Raw genomic sequence first — 26,050 nt, 5'->3', positions numbered from 1 at the left:
ACCTAGTCCGAAGCCTTCTTACCACGCTCTCCCAGCACCCGCCGCACCCCTTCTGGGTCGAGCGACCCCACCAACAGCCGTGACGCCAACTCCTCGGGCAGACACGGCTGAAATTTGCTCACCTGATACCTCACCGCCCCATCCGCCAGAGCCAGCACCTCCGGCTCGGTTGGCCGTCCGGCCCGGCTCGCCTCGCTACGCCACAGCTGTAGCGCGGCGATGCTCGCCCCCGCGGCGTCCTTGCAGGTGATCGACTCATTGCGAACCACCACCTTGCCGCCCAAATCCTTCTCGATCATCTGCGCCAAGATCAGGTTCGCCCTTCCCCCGGCCCAGGTCCACCACGTGATCTCACCAGCAGAGACCACCATGGGTGATGCCGCCTCGCGCAAAAAAGCGTGCTCCGCCCGCATCATCGTGATGACGTCCTGCATGCGCTTGGACCAGACATCGTCGACATCGTCGACGATCAGAATCTGCCGCATCGCCTGGCAGATCTCGTAGCTCAAATACTGTGGAGCCCCGGACCAGCGGGTGTTCTTGGCATGCTGGGCAGGCTCGACGATACACACACCCTTCCGCCAGTCGACGTGCTGGATCTGCCAGGGCCGGCCACCCAAGGTGAACGACCCTGCGCCAGATTGCCCGTCGAGTCCTGATAGGAACTGAGCGTCGACCGTGCCGATCTCCGTAGCGTTCCACCGCACCGTGATCAGGCGCGGAACAGAGAACACCGCGTAGAGCTCGGCGAAGTTGCGCTTGCCGTAGAGTTTCTCGCCCTTGGGACCCAGCCACAGCTTGCCGCCTTGGTCTGCGAGGATCCCCTCCTCGAGCATGTAGGCAACGATCGCCTCTCGGTCTTCTGCGGTGACCCCCGAGAACGCCGATGCCCCGTCGAGCCAAGCCCACCACTCGTCGCGCGCAATGCCCGATCGCTGAATGCCCAGGGCCATGATCTGATGCGCCAGGATCTGAAACGCGGACCGCCGGGTCCGGACCGGCTCCACATACCCCTGACGGCTCAACCGGACAATCGCGGCGGCCTGCAGCGCGAGCATGTCCTTGGTTGTGAGGAAGGTGCAGTTGGGAACCGTCCCATCGCGTCGCCCGGTCCGGCCCATCCGCTGCAAAAAGCTGGCGACGCCCGGCGGGCTGTCGAGCTGCAGCACGTGGTCCAGGTCGCCCACGTCGATGCCGAGCTCGAGCGCGCTGGTGGCCGCAATCACGCAGTCGGAGCCCTCCTCAAACGCGCGCTCTGTGTCACGTCGCTGGGCCGCCGAGAGCGAGCCGTGCGTCACATAGGTGAGGACGTCGGACTGGATCAAGAGCTTGCCCAGCTCCTCGACACCCCGGCGACTGTCCACGAAGACCAGCCGCTTGCGCCCGGGATGTAGCCGCTTGATCACGAGGGCCGCGTTGGCCGGGTTGGCCACGAAGTCGATGCTGATCTGGGGCTCGATCTTCGGCTTGGGCGGCGAGATCACGGCACCCTGGCGCTTCGAACTGCCCTGCATCCACGTCAAGATCTCGGGGGGATTGCCGACCGTCGCCGACAGCCCGATCCGCTGAATGTCCTTCTTGCAAAACCGGGTCAAACGCTCCAGCACGGCAGATAGGTGCGCGCCGCGATCGTCGTCGGCGAACGCGTGGACCTCGTCGATGATCACGGCCTGAAGCCCCTCGAACAGCGCGCGCGCGGGGACCCGCGTACTCATCATCATCGCCTCGAGCGACTCGGGGGTGGTCAGCAGGATGTCGGTGGGATCGTTGATGAAGCGCTTGCGGTGGGTGGGCCCGATGTCGCCGTGCCAGGTGAAAGCGCGGCGTGACAACAAGCCGGCATAGCGGGTCACCCGCGTCTGCTGGTTGTTGAGCAGCGCCTTGATCGGCGACAGATACAGCACCGACACGGGCGACCAAGACTCGGCGTGGATCTGCGACAAGATCGGAAAGAAGGCAGCCTCGGTCTTTCCGCCGGCCGTCGGGGCCAGGACGACGCAGTTCTTGCCCGCGAGCACGGCGTCGATCGTCAGATCCTGAACCGGCCGCAGCGAGCTGAAGCCCAGGGTGTTGACGATCTGGTACTGGAGCGCGGGCGAGAGCCGGTCGAACGCTGTCATCTAGTCGGCTCCGAGATCGAGCTCGATGTCGTCGATCGAGCGCGCCATGCCGGTCGCGGCCCGCTCCTCGTCGCTCAGCTCGGCGGCCTGGACGGTGACCGAATAGTGCAGCTTGGGGTCGAACTCGGGGAACTGGTCGACGCGATCCAAGATCTCGGACACGAGCTTGCGCAAGAAGATCCGCGGCGGGATCCCAACCTTGCCACCAAGCTTGCCGGAGATGCCATCGGCGAGCAGCTCGAGTACGTCGTCGCCAACCCGCGCGGCGATCCGCTCGGCGTGCTCGGTCGGGTACACGCTACGAATTCGCCGCCCCACTTCCAGCAGCCGATCACGGTCGAAGGCCGTCAGCCGGATCTGCACGGCGCGCGGGTTGTCGAAGCGAGCGTCAACCGCACCAAAGTCGACGTGAAGCCGTTGGTCGAGGGCCGCGAGGCGCTTGACCCCTTGCGGGCCGTCGAAGAACTGCGGCGTTCCGGTCATCAGCACGTACAGCCCCGGGAAGCTCCCGGCGTCGATGTCATCGATGAGCTGCCGCAGCGCGTTGAGGCTCTTCTCGCGGCTGTCGGTCCGGACCCGCTGAATGGTCTCGACCTCGTCCAGCACCAGCACCAGGCCACGGCGACCGAGCTGGCGAAGCACCGCCAACAGCCCACGGAAGAACCCAGACGCGCCACGATGGTCGAGGTCACCCTTGAGGTTCGCGGCCCGCTTGATCGGTGACCCAACGTTGGGCTGGCCCATCAACCACGCCAGCAGCCCCTCTGAGATCGCGTGCTCGTCACGCAGGCGGGCAGTGTGTGCCGCTCGCAGGGCCGCGGCGAATTGCGGGTGGGTGGCGCTCACGGTTGCGAGCCGCTTTTCCAGCAGATCCCCGACCGCACTCGCTAGGCGTTCGGCGTCTTCGCTGTCGCCACCCAACAACGCGATGGCCTCTTCCTCGAGCTCGAAGAACCACTTGTCGATGAGCTGGCGGAACGCGCCTTGGCTCCACTCCCTGGTCTGCAGTGACTCCAGCGCGCGCCGGTAGATGGTCTCGAACCGGTACAGCGGCGTGTCGACCTCGGAGATCTGGACCAGCGCAGTCGCAAAGCCTCGCTCCCGAGCGCGGTGCTCGAGCCACCGCGAAAAGAAGGTCTTGCCGGTGCCGTACTCGCCGCGGACGGCCTTGAAGACCCCGTTGCCGCTCGCCGCAGACTCGAGCTCGGCGTCGATCGCCACCTCGAAGCGGTCGAGACCGACAGCGAAGACCTCGAGCCCGCGCTTGGGCACCGTTCCGCGGCGCAAGGCATCGATGATCTCCCTGCGCTTAATCAGGCTGATGTTGTCGACCTCGTTGGTCATTCGTCCTCGAGTCTATAGGTCGAAGCCCTGCGCGAGCAGCTCTGGGGTGAGCACCACGAGCTTGGCCTGGGGGTCGTAGGCGACGACCTCGTAGCCGTCGACGTTGAGCACTTCGGTGAGGCTCGAGACGAACCCACCCACGCGGAAGCCGGGCAGACCCACGTGCTTGCCAAACACGGCGGCTGGCACGCCCCCCTTGCGTTCGAGCAGGATCTCGAGCGCCCGGATGATGACATCCCGCTTCTTTGGGTCTGGTGCCCGCGCCTTGAACAGCGCGTTCTTGCCCAGCTTGGTCACCACTTTTTTGGTCGCTTCGGAGACATGCAGCGACGTGGCGATCGCCGGTTTGGGGGCCGCCTTTGCTGGTGTCACGGGTGCGGGGCTGGGCTCCTGCCACAGCTCGACCTGAACCTCGACCGGGCTCGACTTGGCCGCCGTCTCCTTGACGATCGTGGGCGCAGGCTCGACGTCGAGCAACCACCACGAAGGCGGCAGCGCGCGTCGGGCCTCCAGCGCCGCGTCTTCGAAGCCAGGCGTCTTGGGCTTGATCGCCTCGGCGCCGATCACGACGGTTGGCGCGACGACCTCGGCCAACGACGCACCGCCATGTTCACCGTAGTGATGCGCGCCGCCGTACTGCCGGGTGTCATCCGCGAGCAAGATGACGCCCTTGATCTTGGGACCTTTGGGCGCCCAAGCGTGGCCACCCGACTCGATGCAGACCTCGTACTCGCGCACGGCATCCCCCTCGATCCACGCCCGCCACCGGGTGCTGCCCTCGCCGGGGTCCGAGTCTCGGCCCGCGTTCTCGAGCCGCTGGCCCGAAACGTGACCGTGGTCGGCCGCGAGCAGCACCGCACGCCCTGCCTCGGCGGCGGCATCCAGCAGATCCCGCAGCGCGTGGATGCGGTCCACGGTCCAGTCCTGGTCGACCTGCGTGCTCGCCTTCAGATGATCGTCGATGGCGTTGAGGATCAGCGCAACCACGGGCTGGTTGGTGTCCTTGATCAACGTCAGCGCAGGTTGGCGGGCCGTGCCGTCGATGTCGAAGGCATCACTCTTGGCGAGCAGCTTGGGCATACCGCCATTTGTGTAGAAGCGTGCCAGCGCCTTGTGGTCCGCCCAGACCTTGGCGTCCTGAATGTTGGTCAGCTTGGCGTCGAACTTGGTCGGAACCCCAGCAAAGAACGCCGAGCGCGAGACCTTGGTGATGCTCGGGAGCTGGGCCAAGACCGGGGTGAAGAACCCGTTGTCCGTGCTGGATGCCTGGGTGTTCCACGCGATCGGGTACCAGGGCGAGCTTCCACGATCCAAGTCCTCGAGCAGCTCCACCGCTTGCGCCCAGGCCATGCCGTCCATCAACAACACCAACATTCGGCGATGCTCACCGCCCTCGAGGTACGGCGCCGCGAAGGTCGCCACGGCCTGGTCGATCGCCAGCAGCGGTTTCTTGGGCCGGTTGGCGCGAAGCCACTCGACATAGCCCTTGGCAAACCGGCGATCGAGGTCGACACGCGCGGCGTCGACAGCCGCGAGCACCCGAGCGATCCCCAACTCGAACTCGGACTCGCCACCGCCCCGAGCCCGGCGTCGGGCCAAGTCCACGTAGCCACCCTCCTGCGCGTACCAAACGGCCAAGGTCTGGGCGTCGGCGTAGACCTGATGGCCCGGTTGGTATTGGCGGTCAGGCCGGACCACCAACCAGCCCAGCAGCCGTGTCGCGAACTGGGCTCGCTTGAGCGTGCGGACGCTCGCCTCGTCCAGGTAGGCAACATGGCTCTCGAGGTTTCGCAGCGCCTCCCGGGCCGCTGCAAAGCTCGTGACACTGGGCGAATCGACCCCTTCCGCCAACGCGGCCCCGAGCCGGTCGAGCCGCACTCGCCACGCCGAGGGAAGCCGCGGACTCGCAACCAACGCGGCGTGCTCGCTGCTGCTGATCAGCTTCTCGGCATCGGCGAGCACGGCGCGAACAAACTGGAGTTCGCCAGCTGGCGAGACCGCCCGAAACGCCGCCTCCGCCCCGCGTCCAAGTGGTTGAATCAGCGCCTCGAGCTTGGCCTCGTTCAGCCCCAGCCCATGCCCCGCCGCTGTGCGGATCGCACCACTCGGCGCACCGGTTGGATCTTCGACCATCGTCTCGAACAGCGCCGCAAACTGCAGCAACAACCGCCCGCGACCCTCGAGCCAGGTCTCGAACACCAGCGGACCTGCGTCCCCTACCCGTCGGCGAAAAAACGCGTCCAGCTCCGCGCGAACCTGGGCCGCCGACTCGCTCGCCAGCTCGTCGCGCATTTCGTGTCCGCGCCCGTTGGTTGCCGCCCAGGCCAGCAGCGTGTCCAACCCCAGCGCCTCGCCAGCATCGAGCCCCCACTGGCGTTTCAGCCAGGTCGCGAACGCGCCGTCCAGGGTCACGCGCCCCGCAGGCGTGTCGAGCTCACCCGGCCGAAACCGCTCGACCAAGTACGCACCCAGCCTCGACTTGGCGAGGTCGTAGTCCACGTCGACATAGTTGCGACCGCCGCCAAACAGATTTCGGATCCGGTCGATCCGCTGGAACCGAAATACTCGCCCGTAGCCAAAAAACCGGCCCGCGACGTCAACGGGGAGCTCGGCGGCGGGCCACTCCAACATGTATGCAATGAACCCCGTCTCCTCATGGATGCCGGGCAGCAAGCGGCGAAGCTCGAGTTCGCTGCGAACACGGACCACGCGAACCACACCCACGGCGGTAGCGACCTGGTCGACCTCGCACCAACCCCGGAGCGCGACCAGGCGATGGTCGTGCTTCTTGCCCGTGCCAGGCAGGATCTCATCGAGTCGACGGATGAGCTCCGACTTGTCGAGGTCTCGGCTCACGAGCGATCCTTGCGCGTGATCGTGAGCTCGACGTTCAAGCGCAGATCGCCGTCCTCGCTCAGCTCAGTCCTGGCCTCGCCCAACACCGCCTCGAGCGCTGCCAGCACCGCCGCTCGGTCCCCGGACGCCACTTTCTGCTTGTGGACGACCACGGTCTGCGTGGGATCGGCTGGATCCGTCACCGGCCCAGGTCCAGGTCCAGGCTCGAGCATCGACTCGATCAGCTTCTGGCCCTCGCGCGCGAGGTTGGAGATCCGGTCGGCCAACGAGGTCACGACCTCGTCTTGACGCAAGCACTTGCGCGCCTCCTCGAGGATCTGCCGGACGGCGTCGCCATCCCCAAGACTGCCCAGCTGACGAAACACGCCCAGGGTCAGCGGCGATCCCAAGACCTGCGTGTTCCGGGTCGCCGACGCCACGCTGCGACCCACCGCACCCGGACTGGTCTTGGCCTCGAAGCGCGCCAGCGCCCGGACCTGCTCGACCGCCGGCTTGTGCTGGATCTGCGCGATCAACTGGTCAGCGCTGTCGGCCGTGATCACGCGCGGTAACTCCCCTGTCAAACCCATCACGGCCGACCAGGTACGAAGCTCGGCCGGCAGCGCGGTCACGGCCTTGGCGACCTCCGAGACCCGTGAGCCCAGCTCTCGCTCGAGCCGCCGCAAGTTGTCACCATGCAGCGCCTTACTGGGCAAAGTGATGCCCAGATACTCGGCGAGCTTGAGCGCATCGGCCCACTCGCTCGGCGCTGGCAGATCCGGCTTCTCCAAGATCACCGTGCCGGGGATCGCTTTGCCCGGCTGATAGACAAACTCCCCCCCACCCGCGACCAGCGTCCGCGACATGACCCGCGCGTAGGCGCGAACCACGATCGCCATCGCCTCGGGCAGCAGCCCGCACTTGCCATCGGGGTCGAACCACTCCGCGACCTGCTCGGCCGAGGGGTGGTCGATCGACTTTTGCATCCGCCGCTGCTCGATCATCTGCGCCGTCCCATCGTGGCGCAGCAGGACCGCGTTCTCGGTCACGCGCACGAACCCGAGCTCACCCAGGATCCCGCGCATCTCCTCGACCTGGTGCCTGTCCAGGACCAGGCGATGGTCCTCGCGGTCGACCAGCTCGTCGAGGTGACCCAGCACCTGACCGATCGCCTTGGGCCCCGGCCTCTTGGCGAAGTGGGGGTGCCGCGGGTAGCGGTGCTCGAGCAACGCCGGGATGTACTTGGCCAACGCCAGCGACAGATCCGGCGCCAGCGTTGGGTGAACCTTGAGCCCGGGCTGCAGCGTGTGCAGGTGGGTGTCCATCCGGCGCGAGGGATCCAGCTGCTCGTCGTTGGGCCCCGCGCTGGCCAAGCCATAAGCCTTGCGCATGGCCTCGAACACCTGCTGGCGCTTTTGGCTCTGCAGGCTCTGCATCGAGTTGACCGCCATGGTCTGCTGATCCGGGCTCAGGTGCTTGACGTAGCCCTGGCGGGTGGCGAGCCCGGTGTCGAGGATGTGGTTGAGCACCACCAGCTCGCCAAGCAGATCGTTGACCGACTTCGAGAAGAAGCTTGGCAGCCAAGCCAGCGTCCAGGTCCCGCCGTGCTCCTCGCGGAACGCGTCGAGCACCGCCTCGTCCTCGTGGGGACCGTGGCCTTCCTCGTCGAATGGAAAGTCCACGAGCAGCCGCCAGTCGTGGTCTTCCGGGCAGCGCATCACCTGCGTCGGCATCACCCGCACGTTGCCAAAGCGAACGTGGCCGGCCCGCTTGGACCCCCGCCACTCGATGCTCTGGTCGACCCCAACCTCCACGTCCTTGCCCACGCCCATCTCCTCGAACAGCATGCGGCGGATCTCGTTCTGGCGCCGGGCCGAAGAGTCGACGCTGCGCGCCTGGTCCATGATCGGCCCAAGATCCACCCCGTGCAGCTCGATCGACACGGTCGGGTCGTCCTGCCGCCCCAGCTGGATCTGGTGCATCTCGCTCGCCCACTTGCGGAGCTTGTGCGTGACGATCTGCCGCTCCTGGCCGGCGATCCGCGTACGGATGTGGCCGTGGTTGAGCTCGACGAGCCGGCCCACGGTCAGGTTCTTGAGCGCCTCGGACTCGGGCGCCAGCGCGCCAACCAACAGCGTCTTGACGATCCGGTTGTCGTTGCGACACGCGCGGACCGGACAGTTGGCGCAGCCAAGCCGCAGCTGGTGGTTGTCGCTGAGGCGCTGGCAGGTCTGGGGCGTGTTGGTGCCGTGGGCCTCCTGGATCATCGGCAGCAGCGCGTGCTTGTACAGGTGCTTGGCCGCCCGGAACCGCTCGCGCATGATCCCCTCGGCCGACTCGTCGCCGGTCGCCAGCAGATCGAACAGATCGCCCACCCCAACCAGCTCGCCCAGCTCGAGGTCGTTGATGTGCTCGACCAGCATCTCGGTCAGGAGCTTGATCGACGTCCGCTGGCGCTGCAGCGAGCTCGACAGCGCGACCAGGGTCTCGACCAGCGTCGGGCTGAACGGGTACAGGCGCCGGAATGCCTTGGCATCGTACTTCTGGGCCGTCAGCGTGATCCAGGCCTTGCCCGCCTTGTCCTGCAGCTGCTCGAAGGCCCGATCCACAGCCACCTTTGCGCCTTCGTCCCGGGCGACGAGCACCCGCTTCTCGACGATCGCCGGCAGCTCCTCGTTGGGCAGCTCGACCTGACCGAAGCGACCCCGGGCCAGGCTCAGCGCGTGCTGCAACCGGTGACTGTCGGGCCCGGCGAGCTGGTCGCCCACCATCTCCTGCAGCGCGCGCTGGCGGGCGATGAAGCTGACGATCGGCACCGCTCGATTGGCGTGGTTGCTCTCGACCAGCTTGATCATCGACATGACCATGTTGTTGAGCCAGGTCGGCTGGGCCGCGCCCATGCTCATGCGCAAGATCAGCTCGTCGAGGAACAGCACCACCACGTCGTAGCCAAGCGACCGTGCGTGGTGGCTGAGCGCCCACAGGCCCTCGTCGAGATCCTTGAAGGCTCGGGCCGAGCTGCGAAACGCCTTGAGGTGGGTCGACAGCAGCGCGTTGAGCAGCGTCGCGCGCAGCTCCGGATCCGTGGACTGACAGGCCGCGTCGAACGAGTCTCGGCTCCAGCGATCCGCCTGGGCAAACTCGCCCCAGTCCGACTCCGACTCCCCGCCCGCCAGGCCCTCGTTCATCGGGGCGAAGAAGGTCTCGTCGCCCATGCTCGTCAGCAGCTCCACCGCGTTCTCAAACAGCTCCTGATCGGCGAAGATGCCCGGGATCGGTGCTTCGGGGTGATGCGCGGCGAGGTAGGCCAGATAGGCCGGATAGATCGCCTCCTCGAGCGAGTCCTTGCCCAGCAGGTGCATCTGGAGATCCAGCACCTTCTTCTTGCCGACCCAGTCGAACTTGGTGCGCAGGTCGTGAAACTCCGGCCGCGCCCAGGCCAGCTCGACGTCGTCCAGCAGCAGGCTGAGCATCGCCATGAAGTGCGACTTGCCGCTGCCAAAGCTGCCGTGCAGGTAGGCCCCCCCGCTCACGCCGTCGCGCACCGCTTTGTTGACCAAGCCCATCGCCTGGTCGAAGGCGTCGGCCAGGCGTGGGGTGATCACGTAGGTGCCGATCGTCTCCTTCGGCCGCGCCACCCCCTCGGTGAGCTTGACGACGAAGTCGGACTTGCTGACGTGTTCCGGGATGTCGAAGAGGTCTCGAACCTTGGTCATGTTCAGCTCGGGTCTTTCTTGGCGGTCGCCTGCTTGGCCGCCTTCTTCTTGGCGGTCTTCTTCTTGGCGGTCTTCTTCTTCTTGCGGCCGCGCGTCGTGGGTGGACGCCAGTCGCGGAGGTCGTCGTGGGTGAACCCGTGCAGCCGGCACTCGCCCTCGAGCCACTGCTCGAGGAACACGCCGAATGGCTCGCCCGTGTCTGGATCGGGCTCGGGGTGCCACTGTTTCACCCACGGGAGCAGCTCGAGCAGGCCGGCCAGCATTGGCTGGAGGCGCTCCTTGGTCCACGCTTCGTTGTCTTTGCGGTCGACGTAGAGGGCGGCGAGGGCTTCCGCCCGCTGGGCGTGATCCCAGCCGGCCCAGCCGTAGACGGGCTCGCTGTCTTTGTCGGACTCGCAGCCGGGGTAGGAGATGAAGCGTTCCTTGGGGACGTCGAGTGGGCCGCGCAGCGAGTAGCTGTTCTCGCTAAAGTCTCCACGCGAGTATTTGGGAGGGGCGGAGATCTTGAGTTTTGCACCGCTGTCCTCGGTACGCTGCAGATCCCAGACCGACTCCCAAACCCTGCGTTTCTCCAAACCGCTGGGTTTTAGGTAAAATACCGTCAAGAATGGAATCGACTCCCCTTTCAACAAGTCCCTCACAAAATCAGGCGGCGCATCTGCCCCATGAATCGCGGCAAACATGGTACGCCACTCAGTGGGGAGCGCCACTTGACCGAGAACCCAGACCACGAATCGCTGTTTTATCGCCTTCTCGATCGCCTCCAACAAGAACGCCTCGAACTGCACACCGAAATCAGGCGGGCGCAGACCCTCTCGATAGGTGCGTTTGTGGCGCATTTCCTCGAGCAATGCGAGTTGCCGCGAACCCTCGACCGCTGCGCGAACCTCTGAGTGGTACGAAGTCTCAGTGCGAGCGAGAATGTCGCTGGCCGACGGTAGATTGCAAAGTTGAAAATACCGGTGATCCAGGCCTGTGTCGATCGAAAATCGGGCCGCCGCGCGGTCTGAGGGCCTGTCTCCTCGACCAAGCCCGACGGGGACATCGGGCACCTCCGCTAGCAGACCAAACGCGGCGTAGTAGATCCAGTCAAGTTCCTCCTGGGCGCTGCGCAGACGATCCTCGATCCGTTCAATGTTGAGGTTGACTGCTGTGATTCGACGCGACACGGAATCGCTCGCGTCGATGTCAAACCCAATCGACACGGCTGCCGCCCTCTCCGCTGCGAGGGTCATGCAGAGCCGGGCAAGGTCCACCGCCCTTTGTTTGGACTGGCCATCGAGAGCAGGCACAGGCAGCCTGGCCAGCTTCGTTCCATCATACTCAAAAAATTTCTCCCAGGGTTCGGATGTTATACCTCCCCCTTCCCCCCGATTCCCCTTGTCAAAGAACATCTGTTTCATCCAGAAACAGGCGGTGGAACTATTAAGGTAGGCGAGGAGTGCGAGATGGTCTTCCTCGGTCGCCGTTTCGGGGAGTTTGATGATGGGCGCAGATCGGTTGAAGACCTTCCCACCGCGATCGAGCACAAAGTGGTTGTGGGTGGCGACGAAGGCAAAAGTGATAGCGAGAGGTGTTCGCAACTTCGACACAGTCAGTCGACCATATTCGTACCAATGCAAACCACCCTCCACCTTTGTCTTTTGACCAAATAGTTTGTTATTCGACAGACTGGCACGGTAAGGCCACAGGGGCCGCATCAGTTCGTCTGCGCACAGTGGCCCGAGTTCCGAATCGTAGGGGAAGAAGGCCCATTCGCAGTCGCTCACGCCCCAATCCCTGACGGCCTCTCCGACAACCATCACCCTACGCAGGTCGGGTGCAACACCGAGTCGGTCCCACACCCCGAGCGGACGGAGGTACACGTCGTCTTCCAGAGTGAATGCGCTAATACCAATGCTCTCCGCGATGTTGCCTAGCTGTTGGGCGGCCCTGGCCTCCAGCAACGCCTTGACCGCGGCAGCCCCGCCGCCTTCGAGACACCACGGATGAACCGCCAACTTGCCGCGATCGAGCACTTCAACCGTGATGTACTCGTTCTCAAACCCCTCCTCCTGCCAGTGTTCTCGAATGCTCGACCAAACCAAACCGTTCGCTGGATCGTCAGGCGTTGCCGGCTCCCCCCGCCGAGCGAGCACCGCATGAACATGAGGCGATTCAGGCATTTGATGGCGACCAAACACCAAGACCGTCGGCGTGCCGTGACCCGGGATGTACGCGCCAGCCGTGTTCACGATGAGCTGCAGGTCTTCTTTGGGGAGCACCACCTGTATGAGGCCGGTGCCGAAGTCGCGTTTCGTGAACGAATTAGCCGTGATCTGCCCGGTAAATCCCCCACCCGATCGCGCGAGCTGAAAGAAGCGCTCCATGAACGGCGCCGCAAGCGAGTATTTGCCCGCGGCTGCTTCGTACCTCTCTCGATACCGCTCCCTCCGGGCCTTGTCCTTCACCGCGATGTACGGCGGGTTCCCCACCACAGCCGCATAGCTCTTTCGCAGGATTCGTTTTGCCGCCCGCTCGTCGACAAAGTTGAACGCATCGCCCCACTGAGCCGCGTCCACCCCGGGAAGCTGTGCGAACTCACCATCGATCAAGGAGTCCGCGACAGCCACGTTGATATCCAGCCCCGGCGCCCCACGAAGCGACCTAGCCCCCAGCTTCTCGAGCGCCGCCAGCGTCAACCGAAACCGAGCAATACTCACCGCATAAGGATTCACATCAACCCCATACACGGCACCCAGCGACTTCTCGACCGCCTCCTCCGTCGACACCCCGCGCGCCAACCACCGATCGTGAAACCGAGCAAACGCCCCCAACAAAAAGTGCCCGCTCCCACAAGTCGGGTCGATCAGATCCGTTTCCTCCAGCCCAAATTCCTCGATCGCCGGATCCAGCGTCCGATCCAAGATGAACGCCTCGATGAAGTCCGGCGTCTGCAGCAGCGCGTAACGCTTGCGCACCTCCTCGCTCAGATCCTGGTACAGATCACCAAGAAACCGGGTATCCGCCTGCCCAAACCGAAACGCTGGCGCGTCGGCCGTCGGCGTCCGAAACAGCTCCAACAGCTGCTTCGCCGCATTCGCGGACGGGGTCAGCCGCCACGCCAGGTTGTGCTCCCGGTCGAACAGCGACCTCGCGGCCGGATAGTGCTCGAGCTCGCGAAACACCGTCAGCAAATAGTCGCGCTCCGTCAAATACGGCGCAATCTGAAAGAAGCTATGCTGAGCCCCCAGCGCCCCCTCGCCAGCGATCCGGTTGCTCTCGAGCAGGCCCCGGTCCTCCAGGGTCCGCACGAACACGCACGACAACAGCCAGCTCGCGGCGATCTGAACCACGATCTGCCGCCGCCACACCGCGTAGGTATCCGCCGTGAGGTTGTTGGACTTCTCGCTGGCGTGGCGCTCCTTCAGCGCGCGCGTCACCGCGGGCGACCCATCGGCGCGCTTCAGCAGATCCGCGGTCAGCATCGCCAGCACCGGGGTCGCGTGGGCGAGCAGCACGGCGCTGTCCAGGGGGGCGTTGCGTGTGGTCTGGGCGACCAGCTCCGAAGTTTTGGTCTTGCGTGAACGAGCCATGGATTCGAGTGCGGATTCTCAGTGGGAGGTGGCGGCCCCGCGGTGCTGGTTTTCCAGCCACTCGACGGGGATCCAGCTTGCTTGGCCCGGCAACAGCCCGCTGATCGGCAGGCGGTTGTTGAGCACGTCCTGTCGGTCGCCAGAGTGAGCCGGGTTGAGCAGCACGATCGCGTGGCTCTCGTCCGACTGATTGGCGTCGAGCAGGCGCTGGATGAAGGTATGGAGCTCGTAGCGGGCCAGCAAGCCAGCTTGAACGAGCAGAAGGTTGTGCGCAGGCGGCAGCAGTTCGTTGGCGAGGCGCGTGGCAGCGTCGCGGGCCACGCTGACCAAGCGGCCCCAGAGCTTGTGTTCGGGGCCCGCGGCGTCGGCGGTCCACAACACGTCGGGCTTGCCCCCCTTCGCCAGCAACGCCTCCTCCATGTACTGGATCAGCCGGCGATCGATCTCGACGGCCTGGGTGTCCAGCACCTGCTCGAGTTCGGCGATCGCGTCGGTCATGTGCGCGGCATTGACCGCGAGCACCCGAAGCTTGCGCTCCTGAATCACCGCGATCAGAGCGTCCTCGAAGTCGCGCGCCGTCATCGACCCCTCGGAGCTGGACCGGGCCTGTGGCATGGCCGTGCTTCGGCGGTTGACCGGGTTGACGGAGGTGTGGTGTGAGCTCTGGCCCGCGGTCTCGGGCCGGATGTAGGTGCCCGCCGGGTGCACTTCGTTGGGTGGCACCCACTGTAGGGCGAGCGTGGCGACCAGCGCGTCGAGCTCGGGGCGCGCGGGCAAGGGCGCCGCTTCGGGGTAGCGCGCGCGGACCCGACTGCGGATGTCCTCGCCGCTGAGCGACTTGGCGCTGAGCGCCTGCGCGCTGAGTTCCAGGGCCCGCTGGGCGTCCATCCCGATCGGGTAGAGCTCGAGCCGGCTCGAGCGCGCGGCCTCGTGGCTGGCCTGGGCGGCGAACGACAACAGCCGGTCCGGGCCAATGCGCTCGACCGCGAGCGAGGTGTCGGCGACGATCGCCGCCAACAGGCGCACGGTCTCCCCCGACGAGGCCAAGGGCTGGCGCTGGGCGAGCTCGTCGGCCCGATCGCCAAGCTGCTTGACCGCGGCCCACAGCGGCTCGTCGCCGGTCAGCAGCCACATCTGCCAGCCCTTGCCGTCCAAGCGGCGACGCGACCGACGGCGCAGCGACAGCTGCCCGGCTTCGGGCCCAGCACCAAGCTCGGCGGCGGCCCGCAGCAAGCTGGCGTACTGCGCGAGCCTTAGCTTGGGCGGCGACGCCAGATCGTCGGGGACCTTGGTGGCCAGGCGCTGGGCAGCGAACTCGATCGGCGCGGCGCCGCCGAGATCCTCGACCAGCTCGACGCACAGCCCACGCAAGCGGTCGCGCCACGGCTGGCCCTGCCAGCGCGCGACGTCCTTGGCCACCTGTTGTTGCAGCCGCTGACGGCTGATCCCGCAGTGGTCGCTGACCTCTTGCAAGGTCAGCTCGGTCCGGCCCACGAACGGCTCACGCAGACCGTGAAGCTGCTGGATCCGCTGGTGGTCCGCGCTCTTGCGCGAGGGCGCCGGAAACAGGACATCCAGCCAGTCGCCCAAGCTGGTTGGCCCGTCGCTCTGGGCCGCCCCCGCGCTCAGACCCACAACGATCTCGTGGACCGACGCCGCCGACCAGCTGGTGCGCTCGAGCACCGCCTCCACTTGGGACTTGGGCGCCCGGCACAGGGCCGAGACCGTGTGCAGCCCCGCATCCGCCAGCGCCAACGCGGCTTCCTGCGACAGCCCGATCCCATCGACCAGCAGCTCGTCACCCCGATAGTCCGGAAAGAACGGCTCGGCTGCGCCACTCGAGGCTTGCTGGTCGAGCTTGTCTCGCCAGCGGTTGCGCAGATCCAGGATCTCTTTGGCGACCTTGCGACCGATCCCACGGATCGCCGAGAGCCGATTGTCGGCGAGCGCGAGCAAGTCCTCGGCCCGGAGCAGCCCGGCCCGATCGAGGGCGTTTTGGGCCCGGGCCGACAGGGGCAGTGCACGCAGTGGCGTATCGGGCTGGATCTGGGCGAGCTGCTCCTCCGTCACCGTGCCCAGCTCGACCTGGGTGCCCATCACGCGCGGCGCGGCTGGGCCTTTGGTGACCACGCTGGGCGCCTCGAACAGCGCCGACCAGGCCCGACGCATCAAGTTGGCCGACTGGAACCGCTCTGCTGGATCGCGGGCCAGGGCCCGATTGAAGAAGCTGATCAGCCGGTCGCGGAGGGCCGCGTCGAAGCGCTCGCTCTCGAGCCGCAGGGCTGCCCTGGGCTCGAGCGGGGACTGCCCAGTCTTGCCGTACTGCGGCCGCAGGCCCGTGAGCATCTCGTGCATCGTCACGGCCGCGCTCCAGCGATCTGCCGCGAAATCCCAGGCGTTGCGCAGCGGCAAGAACGGGTCTCGGTAGGCCGTGGTTCCGACCTCGAGATCCCCGATCGGCGCCGCGAGCAGGGAGAAGTCGAACAGCGTGAGGTGCTTGGCCAGGCGGTCGCGCGAGCCGACGCCCAAGTTGGCCGGCTTGATGTCGCGGTGGAGGATGCCCCGGTCTTCGAGCTCTTTGAGTGCGTCGAGCAGGTCCTCGCCGTAGCGGCCGGCAAACTCGAGGTCGAGGCTGCCCTGATCAGCCAACAGCTGTTGGAGGGAGCGGGTCCCCGCCAGCGAGAGCAGCAGGCAGGTCCGCTCCTGGATCACCAGGATCTCGTGACACTGGACGATCCTTGGATGCCGCAGGTCTCGCAGCTGCTCGCCCTCCGTGCGCAGCCGGTCGTCGTGCGCGGGCCCCCGGGCGATTTTGAGCGCGAATCGGTCGTTGGTCTCTTTGGACCCGCCTTCGCTCACCTCGAGGACGCGGGCGCTGGCGCCGTGACCGAGCACGGTACGGACCTCGAATCGCTCCTCCAGGATGTCCCCTTTCTCGGCTTCGAGCACCTTCGCCGTGCTCTCTGCGACCGCGGTTTCGTCGCGCAGCTCGATCACCAAGAGCTCGACAAGCTCGGCGCAGTTGTCCTGGCGCTCGTCCGCCGCGAGCGTCGTGGCTTGCTGGATGAGGTCGATGACCGGCTCGGGCAAGTCGTCGACGACCGCGCTGGGATCCAGGCAACCATCCCGGCTGAGCTTCTGCAGCAGCTCGGCGCTGGTCTCGGCTGGCGCGTGCGTGGTGAACACGAAGTAGGCCAGCGCACCCAGGCTGAAGGTGTCCGTGACCGCAGACGCCGCGTCTGGATCGCTGGCCAGCTCGGGCGCCTGGTACGCCCCCGTCGTTCTCGACGCCAACAAGCTGCGGTGCGACGTTGCCGATGCGTCGTTGCTGCGGCCCAGCTGAAAGTTGAACAGGCGAACTTGCAGCGCGCCCTCGAACCGCCGGACTAGCACCGCCTCGGGGCTGATCCCGCCGTGGAACACGCTGCGCCGATGGCAACCCTCGAGCGCATGCCCAACTTCGCGGATGATCTCGAGCCGGTCGTCAAATGGCAGGTCGGGGTGGGCGGCCAGGAACTGGTCGAGCCGCAGTGAGCCGTCGAAGTCGTCGAAGATCAGCGTGGGCCCGAGCGGCCCGTTGGCCGCGTAGTAGTTGCTCTTGAGGACGTTGTGGCTGTCGCGGACGCTCCACAGCAGCTGGACCTCGCGCTCGGCCGCGCGTCGCAGCTGCTGTTTGTGCTCCGCGCTGACTTGATCGGGGACCAGATACACCCGCGCGCGGTGCTGGATGTGCTTGAAGCCAACCAGGTTCGCTGCGCGATCTTGGTAGCCGTCGCCGTCTGCGATCACCGGACCCAGCTCGTACTCGCCGACTTGCAGGAGATCCTTGCGCGGACGCAGGCCGATGCGATCGAGCGCCTGCTTGACGGCTCGCGCGGTCGGGCTGTTGAGTATGCGGCCCCTGAGATTCGCGCTCGCACCCGGAAATTCACCGTTCTTGATCGCCGAGATCACGGTCTCGCGGGTGACCACCGCGACCCGGCCCTCTTGGCCAAGCCGGTTCTCGAAGTTGGCCGCGCTCATGAAGATCAGCGGCTGGACCCACGGGACCTGCCTGTCCCGCGGCATGTTGCGCTCGAGCAAGCTCTTGAGCACCTTCGCCTTCTTGTTGGCGAGCGAGTACGGGTTGTCGAACTCGCGCGGCCGCCCGCCGTTGGGGGGCGTCCAGCGCCAGGCGTGAGCGTCGCCTTCCATGCGGCCGGGATGACTCTTGATCTCGACCATGTAGACCGCGTGCCGGCCGATGACGAGCAGATCGATCTCGTACAGGCGGCCGCTGCCGGCCTCGAGCAGCTCGACCAAGCCACGCGCGTGGTAGGGGTCATGGTCTGGGAAGTTGTCCCGGACGAACTCCAGAGCCTCCTTCTCGTGGGGGTGCTCGGTCGTACCCAGGAGCACGAAGCGATCGTTGACGATGGTCATTTCGCGGTGAGGGCTTCGATGGTGGCCCGGACTTCGGGGGAGGCGTCGCTCGAGACCAGGGGCTGGTAGCCGGCCAGGTTAGTGCGATCGTGGTCGCCGCTGGTGCGCAGGCGCGACGCAGTGTCGGTGTTGACCACGGCCGCCGCTGCGCAAGCGAGCTGCCGCTCGCCCGGGTGATCGGCCACCACGATCACTTGCGTGGGCCACGACAGCGTGTCGTCGTCCGCGAACGCTCGCAGCGCGGCCGCGATCGCGCTGGCACCACCGATGATGAGCTTCGTTCCGGGGCTTGGTTTGGCGAGCTCGTGGGCGCCGAGCTTCAGGCCCCAGCTGGCCGCGATCGCCGTGAGGGTCTGGTTGACGTCCGTTGGCGCGGGCTCGCGAACCACGCTGCGCCAGACCTTCTCGCCCTCCATCGGTTCGAGAGACACCCACGCAGATCCAAACGCGTCGTCCTCGGCGACCGAGCGCAGGTCGAAGGTGGCCCGAGCCCCAAACGCGCCGGGCCACGCGACGTCGGCATCCCGCAGCAGGATGTCCACACGGTCCCGGGTCTCGAGCCCGCCCGCGAAGCCCTTCCACAGCGCGTCGGCGTCGGGGCCGAAGCGCCGCTGGGTTGGTGCCCGGCCCTCGACGAACCTCAACAAGCGCAGGGCGGCCGCGTAGAACGTGGCCCGATCGGCGGGGGTGATCTCGAGGCTCATGGGCAGCGCAGGCTACCAGCTGGAGACAAGCTGTGGGGCCAGATCCAGACAGCGATGCTCGACGATGTGCGGCAGCCAAGCGCGCCGCAGTCGCACGCGGTTCGCGCAGCGCGGTCGGTACCAGGGCTCGAGGGTGTGAGGAGAAGTGTCCCGATTTGGTCCGCCGAAGTTTCGGCGAAGATCGACGACTTTTCGGCGACCTTTTCGCGTCCGCGGTGAGCCGTTTCAACAATCTCGCGGACTTGAAGGGTGGGCACGAGAACTGCTCTTCCCGCCCACATGCACAACGAGGACAGCTACTGATGTCAACGCTCTACTACATGGCCCTCGCCGAAGGTGGACGATGGGACGCGACGCTCAAACAAGTGGGCGCTCAACTGCGGCCCTACGATCAGTTCCTTCGTACCGCCCTCGAGGCCGCTGAACGGCACCGACCCGTGCTTGCCTGGCGCGATCCAACCCGGGACGAGGCCGCGACCTTCAATGCGCGAATGCGAGCCCGGATCGAGCGCTCGAACGAGGGCGCCCGTGCGGCTGAGCGCCGGCGAGATCGCCGAGAGAAGGACATTCCGCGAGGGACTTGGATCATCCTCGAGCCGCCTCCGTGGCGGGCCGAGGAGCCCGAGTCGACCTTCGAAGAATTTCTTCGCAGTGAGGAATTCAACGATCAACCCGACGGCCGGTCGACCGGGAAGATCACCCGAATGGCCTGGGACAACGAAGGCTGCGCGCTCCTGGTCGACCATCCACCGATCGCGGTGGCGCCCCAAACAGGCCGCGAACAGCTGCGCTCGACCGAAGCACACCCACACGGGCGGCTGCTCTGGATCCGTCCAAACACCCACAATCTGCGCTGTCAGAAATACGCGCTGCACAGCCTCGACAACTTTCCAGTTCCAAGCCTTCAGCCGCTGATCAACCTGCTGAGGACGCATCCCAGTTGGCCGCGCTTCGAGCAAGTCACGCTCGACGAGACGGCTTGGACCTTCCTCAAAGAGGAGTCCCCCGGCGCGCCACTGCGTGACGGTACGACGGAGCAGCGGCGCTTCGTCGAGGTCGCGCTCGCGTCACCGGATTTTGCCCTGCTCGAGGGGCCCCCGGGATCCGGCAAGACAACCGCCATTTGCGAGCTCATCGTCCAGCTCGCGCGTCGCGGGCTGCGCACGCTGCTGGTCGCCTCGACCAACGTCGCGGTCGACAACGTGCTCGAGCGCCTCATCAGCTGGCAAGAGCGGCTGCCGCCAGACGAACAAGTGGTGCTCCCCGTCCGGATCGGGACCAGCGAGCGGGTCAGCAGCACCGAGATTGAACCGTTCTTGTACGACCGGCTGCAGCGGACAGTCTGTGACAACATCGTCGATTTCACCGAGTCCAAGGGCGGAACGGAGCTCGGCTCGCAAGCGCGGGCAATGCTGCGACAAACGCTCTTGCAAGAGGAAGCGTCGCACGACCGGTCCCGGGCGGCGTCCCCGATCCGCCAACTCGTTGGCGAGAGCGTCAACTTGGTCTGCGGAACCCCGATCGGCGTGTTGAAGCACCCCGAAATCAGGGAGCGGCGCGAGCCAGGGCCGCGCGTGTTGTTCGACGTGTTGATCGTGGACGAAGCCAGCAAGACCACCCTGACCGAGTTCATGGTCCCTGCGATCTACGCGGCCAAGTGGATCGTCGTTGGCGACATCAAGCAGCTGTCCCCCTACGTGGAGGGCGAGGACATCGGCCGGAACCTGCGACACTGGGTGCTCGACCTGGGCGCCGAGGCAGCGGCCTACGCAGCGGTCCGCGCGTTTCAAGCCACACCCGGCTCTGGCGGCAAGATGGTCCGCAGCCTGATCGCCTGTGACAGCGACGACGCGGAGGCGCTTCGAATCGAAGCCAATGCTCGCGCGACTCCCTGTGCCGACCTCGACAACTGCGAAGTCCAATCGGTCGCGGGGGTCCCCGGCGTTATCCCCGAGCTGATCGCCCCCAACCTCGTGTTCGGCCGCCCGGATACGCTGGCGGCCTTCGAGCATCGCCTACCCGAGAACATGGACTTGCTCGAAGGGGCCCTGCCGCCGCTCAGTGATTACCGAGCTGTCCGTGCTCACTTCAAGGAGGAGGAGCCCGAGAGCGCGAAAGACTGGTCGACGGAGTATGGCTGGCGTCTGGTTCGAAGCTTCGAGCTTCGACACAACGAGGTCGAGCGCGCCACCCTTCAGGCACAGCTCGACGAACTACTGCCCAAGTCCCTGAACTCGGGGATCACCAAGAAGCTCCGCGAACGCTCCGACCAGATCCGTCGCGTTGCGCTCCCTTCGATCCTCGAGCTACTCCAGACCGGTTTCGAGCGACTCCCTGGTTGGAAACAGGGGGCCGTGATCAACGATGGACTTCCGCCTGCTGCGCTGGCCCAGCGCATGGTCTCGCTCAGCTACCAACATCGAATGCATCCCGACATCTCGGCCTTCTCACGCGAGCAGTTCTACACGGGGAGCGACGATCGCCCGGCCCTGCTGCGTGATGCCCGAAGCATCGAGCGTGCCTGGGGCTACCGGCGGCATGCTCGTCGCGCGCTCTGGGTCGACGTCCAACGGCCGCGGAACGAACGGGCGAGCGAAAACTCGGCCGAGGCCAAGATCGTGATGCGAGAGTTGCAGCATTTCGTCAAGTGGGCGCAACATGACGGCCGCCGGGACAAGCCCTGGAGCGTCGCCATCTTGACGTTCTACCGCGGCCAGGAGGCGCTGCTGCGCAAGCGCCTCTTGAAGCTCACCAAACAACACGGAAACACCCGCAACTTTGCGATTCCATCAACGCACCCGGCGGTCAATGTCACGCTGTGCACCGTCGACCGCTTTCAAGGACACGAGGCTGATCTCGTGCTCTTGTCTTTCGTCAGGGGTGGAACGCGCAAGCGCGGTTCCGTCGGGTTTCTAAACAGTCCCAACCGCCTCAACGTCGCGCTCACGCGCGCCCGCTACCAAATTCTGCTCATCGGGGATCGCAGCTACTTCGCCGCGTGCCGCTCCGAGCTGCTGCAAACCCTCGCCGGCTCACCGCATTACATGGGCGACATCGCCTGGGGAGAAGACCAATGATCCGTTTACAGCGAAGCGTCTCCATCATGTCTTTCGAGCTCGAGGGTAGTATCGCACGTTCCCACGATCGCCCCGAACTGCTGGCAATCGCACGGCTCGCCGCCGACGCCCCCGCCGGACTGACCGGCGATCTGCTCGCCAGGGAACTGTTCGGGAGTCAACCCGCGCTGTGCAAGGCCGTGATCGAACGTTGCGTCAAGATCGGCCTGCTGGAGCGACGAAGCTACAAGGCACCGGCGCAGCTGACCTTCCGGGGCCACCAAATGCTAGCCAGTGGCCAGATCCGGCTGCCGGAGGATCGGACGTGGCGGGTCTACTACGTGGACGATCCGCTGCTCGACGCCAACATCGTTCACGTCGAGCCATGCTGGAATAGCAACGCCAGCGCGGCCCGAACCGAGGTCTACAATCAGAAGAAACACGGCGAGCGAGCGAAAGACCCCGACAAATGCCCGCGCCCGTTGTTGGAGGCGACCGGCGAGAATGCCTGGTCGTCCATCGTCAATGGCTCATCCTTCGAGTTGCAACGGCTCAGCCCGCGCGGGATCGGGACCCGAACCACGCAGGCCCGCTTGGAGGTGGCGTTCTCGGAGGCTGGGCCCGTCGTGCAACTCATCGGCACACTCGACCCACCTGCCGCGCCGCCAAAGACCGCCCCTGCAAAGCTGAACTTCCGGTATGAGCTGAGCCTACCCAACGCGCTGATAGGCTGGGACTACGACATGCTCTGGACCAGGTTGGTCAGCGTCGGCAGTCGCGTTCCCGTACAGGTGCTCGAACCCGCGCGAGCTTGGGCCAAGCGCAGGGTCTTGCCGCTCGAATGGCAGAGCACCAGCGAGACTGACCGCCGCACCATGCGGCGCAATGTCGAGGTCGAGGCTGTCGATCTCGGTCCGCTTGGCCGCTTCGATGCCACGCGGGTCGACGACGTCGAACTGATCGCCCATCGCCTCGAAGACGCTCAAATGTGGGCAGTATGGCTGCAATGGGACGGCATCGACAACTACTGCATCCCCGAGGGGCTCATCGCCAACGGCGAGCGCGTGCTCGCTCGGTTCCCGGAGTTCGATGTCAAGTCCGCCAGCCCAAGCGACCTGCTCGAGTACGCGAAGCGCAAACCCAACGAACCCACGGCTCGCTACATCCTCACCTCGTCGGACCTCGGACTCTGGAGCTAATCATGGAAACTTTCAAGCACTTCACGAAGATCGTTGACGTCTCCAAGCCGCTTCCACCGAGCTGGATTCGGGTCAGCGCGACATGGCCCGAGCAGCACGAAGAGAGCGGCGCAGGGTTGCTGAGCGCGGGCCCACTCGGGCGACTGCGCGACACCTTGGTGCGGGAGATCGAGGGCGCCCAGGAGACCGTCCTGATCGCATCATTCTTGTTCTCCGACGAGGCCCTCTGCACGGCGCTGCTCGCCGCATCCAAGCGGGGCGTCCGCGTCTACATGCTGACCGCCTCCGAGGCGCGCCTACAAAGCCGCGACGACGAAGCCTTCAGCAAGCAGATGGTCCAAGAGCACAAACAACTGCTCAATCGCCTCGCCGGCAAGGTCAGCCTGCGCTCGGCGGGTCTGTTCCACGCCAAGTTCTTGGTCGTCGATCATCAATCCAACGCACGCGGTTGGCTGTCCACAGCAAACCTAAACCCGGCGCTGCTCGATGCCCGGGAGCTCGGGATCCAGCTCGATCAAACCACGGCAGAGGTGGTCGCCGCTTGGTTTTGCCGGGCGTTTTGGTGTCACGCGGAGCACGAGCTGACCTCCGAAAAAAGCCGTCTGTCGCGGGTCGGCAAGGCGCCCAAAGTACCGGACCTGCCACACTCAGAACGGGTCCGGGTCACGACCCCCGGTCACACCAGCATCGCCGAACGCCTGTTGGCGTGGATCCGCGGCTCGAAGCGGTCGATCACCTTGGCAAGCTATGGCATCGAACTCGACCACGCTGTCACGCAGGCACTGATTGAGCGAGCGCGCGCTGGCGTCGAGGTGAAGGTGCTCACTCGACCGCGTCCAGCGGTGCTCGACGCCGCGCTCGCTCTACGCCAGGCTGGGGCGCTGGTATATGCCCATGACAAGCTTCACGCCAAAGCCATCGTCTGCGATCATGGTGCCATGATCATGACCGCCAACATCGCCAAAGAGGGACTCGACGACGGGTTCGAGCTCGGCGTCGAGCTGGTCGCGCCGCAACGCGAGGCCCTGACCGAACGGTTGGCGCAATGGACCGGTGAATTCCCGTGGCGCTTCGAGAGTCAAGCGCAACGTTCGGAGTGTATCGGCGAGATCTGTCTGGCGACGATGGGTCTGCGAGATGGCAAGCGACAGGTCGTCGAGGAGCGCACCGTTCGGCTCCCGGACGTCACCGCCAACGACGCGCTCGACCTCGATGCCACACCGCCGCCGAAGTTCACGCCATCGACGGAACCAGACGAGCTGCCGGCTCGGTTCCGCTATGAATGGCGCGTGTTGGCGCCGCGCCTGCCGAATAAGGCAAAGAAGCTCGAGCACTCGCCTACCGGGGCCGGAACCCCCAAGCGCAAGTCGCCTGTCGCGGCAGCCCACGACCCGCAAGCCTACGAGCTACGGGGACAGCGCTTCGTCGTGATCGAGCACGAGCGCTCGGTCGCGGCCGCCCGACGTTTGGCCAACGAGCTGGGCGCGAAGGTGGTCCTGGCATGAGCGCCTCGACGCCTGTCGTCCTCATCAGCTGGGTGAGCATCTCCGGCGGGGCGGCGCCCTTGCTCACCGCGCTCGCTGACCCAAGCAGCCCCTACAAGGGTCGGGTCGAACACATCTACTTGTGCCGGCGAAAAGGACCTGGCGACGACCGCGAAACCACAGCACTGGAGCAGACCAAGAAGCAGCTGCGCGAGCACCCCTTGGCGAAGGCGGCCAAGCTCGTCGTCCAGACTTGGAAGACGAAAGCGTCGCCAATCGAGCACCTGGAGATCCGTGAATTTGCGGAGCGCGTGTTGGCCAAGGCTCGAGACGACCACCCCGGAGTGGAGCTGGTGATTCACCTTTCGCCAGGGACCCCGGCGATGCACGCGATCTGGTTGTTGCTCGGCAGTACGGGGTTTGTTGCCGAGCCTGTGACGCTCATCCAGACCGCAGACATACACGGGCGCGAGGCAGGCAACCCTCCAGTCCAGATAGCGAACGTCAACGTCAATTCATGGCTACGGCGCTATCGATCGATGCGTCTGTCTCGCACGGATAGCATCGATGATGGCCAGCTGTGGGACCCGTCGCTCATCCAGAGCGAAGCGCTGGCCGCCGCGGTCGCCAAGCTCGACCGTTGGGCGCCCATTCCGGCGCCAGTTCTGCTGCTTGGCGAGCGAGGTTCGGGTAAGACCAGCTTCGCGGCACGGCTGCGCGTTCGGAGTCCGTTCACCAATCCGGACCTTGTCGAGTGGCCGGTTGTCGTGTGTGGTCAATTCCGGTCTAACCCGGCGCTCGCTCGCTCCGAGCTGTTCGGCCATGTCGAGGGCGCCTTCTCCGGCGCGAACAAGGACCGCGTCGGATGGCTGAAGATCGTTGACGGCGACAGTCTATTCTTGGACGAGATCGCCGACATCGACGACGCGACACAGCGCATGCTGATCGCCGCGATCGAAGGTCGGGGCTTTCACCGACTCGGCGACAGCGAGCTGCAACGGTCGAGCTTTCGGCTGATCTCCGCGACCAATCGGACCCTCGCAGAACTCCGTGGCGGGGTGCTCGATGCGGACTTTCTCGACCGCATTGCTGTATTCGTGCTGCGGATCCCACCCCTGCGAGAGTGTCGGGAAGATCTCCCGGTCGCGTGGGCGCGGGTGCTTGGGCGCATCGCCGCACGCATCGGCGTCGACCCCCAGCAGCTCCAAGCATTGCAACACGAAAAACGCATCATCAAGCTGCTCTCGACTCACCCCTTGCCGGGCAACTTCCGCGATCTCGAGCGCGCGAGCTACCACCTACTCGCCATGCTGGGAGCCGGGGCTGGTCTCGACGAACTCGTGAACGCTGTGTCAGAGGGCATCGGCTCGGCGAACTTGCGAACCTCTGAGCGCGTCGACATCGCTCACATTCGTGCCCAGTTGCCGCTCAGCGAGGGTCAATTCGAGGCGAAGGTCGACGCCTTTGGGCGGCCTTGGCTACTCGCTGCTCTCGAGTACGGCCGGGACAACAAGGCCGAGGCGGCGCGCGCGCTCGGGCTCAAGCGCAGTACCTTCACCTCCAAGTTGAAGGCTCTCGATCTCGCGGATAACTGA

11 protein-coding genes are annotated in these 26,050 nt (G+C 65.7%); 4 read left to right on the top strand and 7 right to left on the bottom strand.

Going from position 1 to position 26,050, the window contains the following annotated elements; translation table 11 throughout:
* Window positions 1-2: 2 nt before the first annotated feature.
* Genes DB30_RS10030 through DB30_RS10000 form a run of 7 tightly spaced genes read right to left on the bottom strand, consistent with a single transcriptional unit; the run spans window position 3 to window position 18,716 of the window.
* A complete protein-coding gene (locus DB30_RS10030) occupies window positions 3-2,120 on the bottom strand; it encodes a DEAD/DEAH box helicase (protein ID WP_052548159.1) in 2,118 nt (705 codons plus the stop codon).
* Window positions 2,121-3,464, bottom strand: coding sequence for a BREX system ATP-binding protein BrxD (brxD, locus tag DB30_RS10025; RefSeq protein ID WP_052548158.1), 1,344 nt, complete (start codon window positions 3,462-3,464; stop codon window positions 2,121-2,123).
* A gap of 12 nt (window positions 3,465-3,476) precedes the next feature.
* A complete protein-coding gene (pglZ, locus tag DB30_RS10020; protein WP_052548157.1) occupies window positions 3,477-6,320 on the bottom strand; it encodes a BREX-2 system phosphatase PglZ in 2,844 nt (947 codons plus the stop codon).
* Complete coding sequence (locus DB30_RS10015) at window positions 6,317-10,015, bottom strand: BREX-2 system ATPase PglY family protein (protein WP_052548156.1); 3,699 nt, start codon at window positions 10,013-10,015, stop codon at window positions 6,317-6,319. Before DB30_RS10015 ends, pglZ begins: the two co-directional genes overlap by 4 nt.
* 2 nt (window positions 10,016-10,017) lie before the next feature.
* Window positions 10,018-13,590, bottom strand: coding sequence for a BREX-2 system adenine-specific DNA-methyltransferase PglX (gene pglX / locus DB30_RS10010; protein ID WP_052548155.1), 3,573 nt, complete (start codon window positions 13,588-13,590; stop codon window positions 10,018-10,020).
* Between the two features lie 18 nt (window positions 13,591-13,608).
* Window positions 13,609-18,012, bottom strand: a complete 4,404-nt coding sequence (pglW, locus tag DB30_RS10005) for a BREX system serine/threonine kinase PglW (protein WP_052548154.1) — start codon at window positions 18,010-18,012, stop codon at window positions 13,609-13,611.
* The gene (locus DB30_RS10000) at window positions 18,009-18,716 is read right to left on the bottom strand and encodes a hypothetical protein (RefSeq protein ID WP_052548153.1); all 708 of its coding nucleotides are present in this window, start codon (window positions 18,714-18,716) and stop codon (window positions 18,009-18,011) included. The genes pglW and DB30_RS10000 overlap by 4 nt, the downstream gene beginning before the upstream one ends.
* 302 nt (window positions 18,717-19,018) lie before the next feature.
* Here DB30_RS10000 and DB30_RS09995 point away from each other — a divergent pair, with 302 nt between their 5' ends.
* Genes DB30_RS09995 through DB30_RS09980 form a run of 4 tightly spaced genes read left to right on the top strand, consistent with a single transcriptional unit; the run spans window position 19,019 to window position 26,050 of the window.
* Complete coding sequence (locus DB30_RS09995; protein ID WP_052548152.1) at window positions 19,019-21,793, top strand: AAA domain-containing protein; 2,775 nt, start codon at window positions 19,019-19,021, stop codon at window positions 21,791-21,793.
* Window positions 21,794-21,819: 26 nt separating this feature from the next.
* On the top strand, window positions 21,820-22,971 hold the full coding sequence (locus tag DB30_RS09990) for a hypothetical protein (RefSeq protein ID WP_052548151.1): 1,152 nt from the start codon (window positions 21,820-21,822) through the stop codon (window positions 22,969-22,971).
* 2 nt (window positions 22,972-22,973) lie between these two features.
* On the top strand, window positions 22,974-24,476 hold the full coding sequence (locus tag DB30_RS09985; protein WP_052548150.1) for a phospholipase D-like domain-containing protein: 1,503 nt from the start codon (window positions 22,974-22,976) through the stop codon (window positions 24,474-24,476).
* Window positions 24,473-26,050 (top strand): sigma-54-dependent transcriptional regulator, encoded by a 1,578-nt coding sequence (locus DB30_RS09980; protein WP_052548149.1) that lies wholly within the window; start codon window positions 24,473-24,475, stop codon window positions 26,048-26,050. Before DB30_RS09985 ends, DB30_RS09980 begins: the two co-directional genes overlap by 4 nt.

Origin of the sequence: Enhygromyxa salina (genome assembly GCF_000737335.2) — a bacterium.
Lineage (GTDB): Bacteria > Myxococcota_A > Polyangia > Nannocystales > Nannocystaceae > Plesiocystis > Plesiocystis salina_C.
The sequence above is the reverse complement of the archived record's forward strand: the minus strand, read 5'-3'. Positions and strand labels throughout refer to the sequence as shown.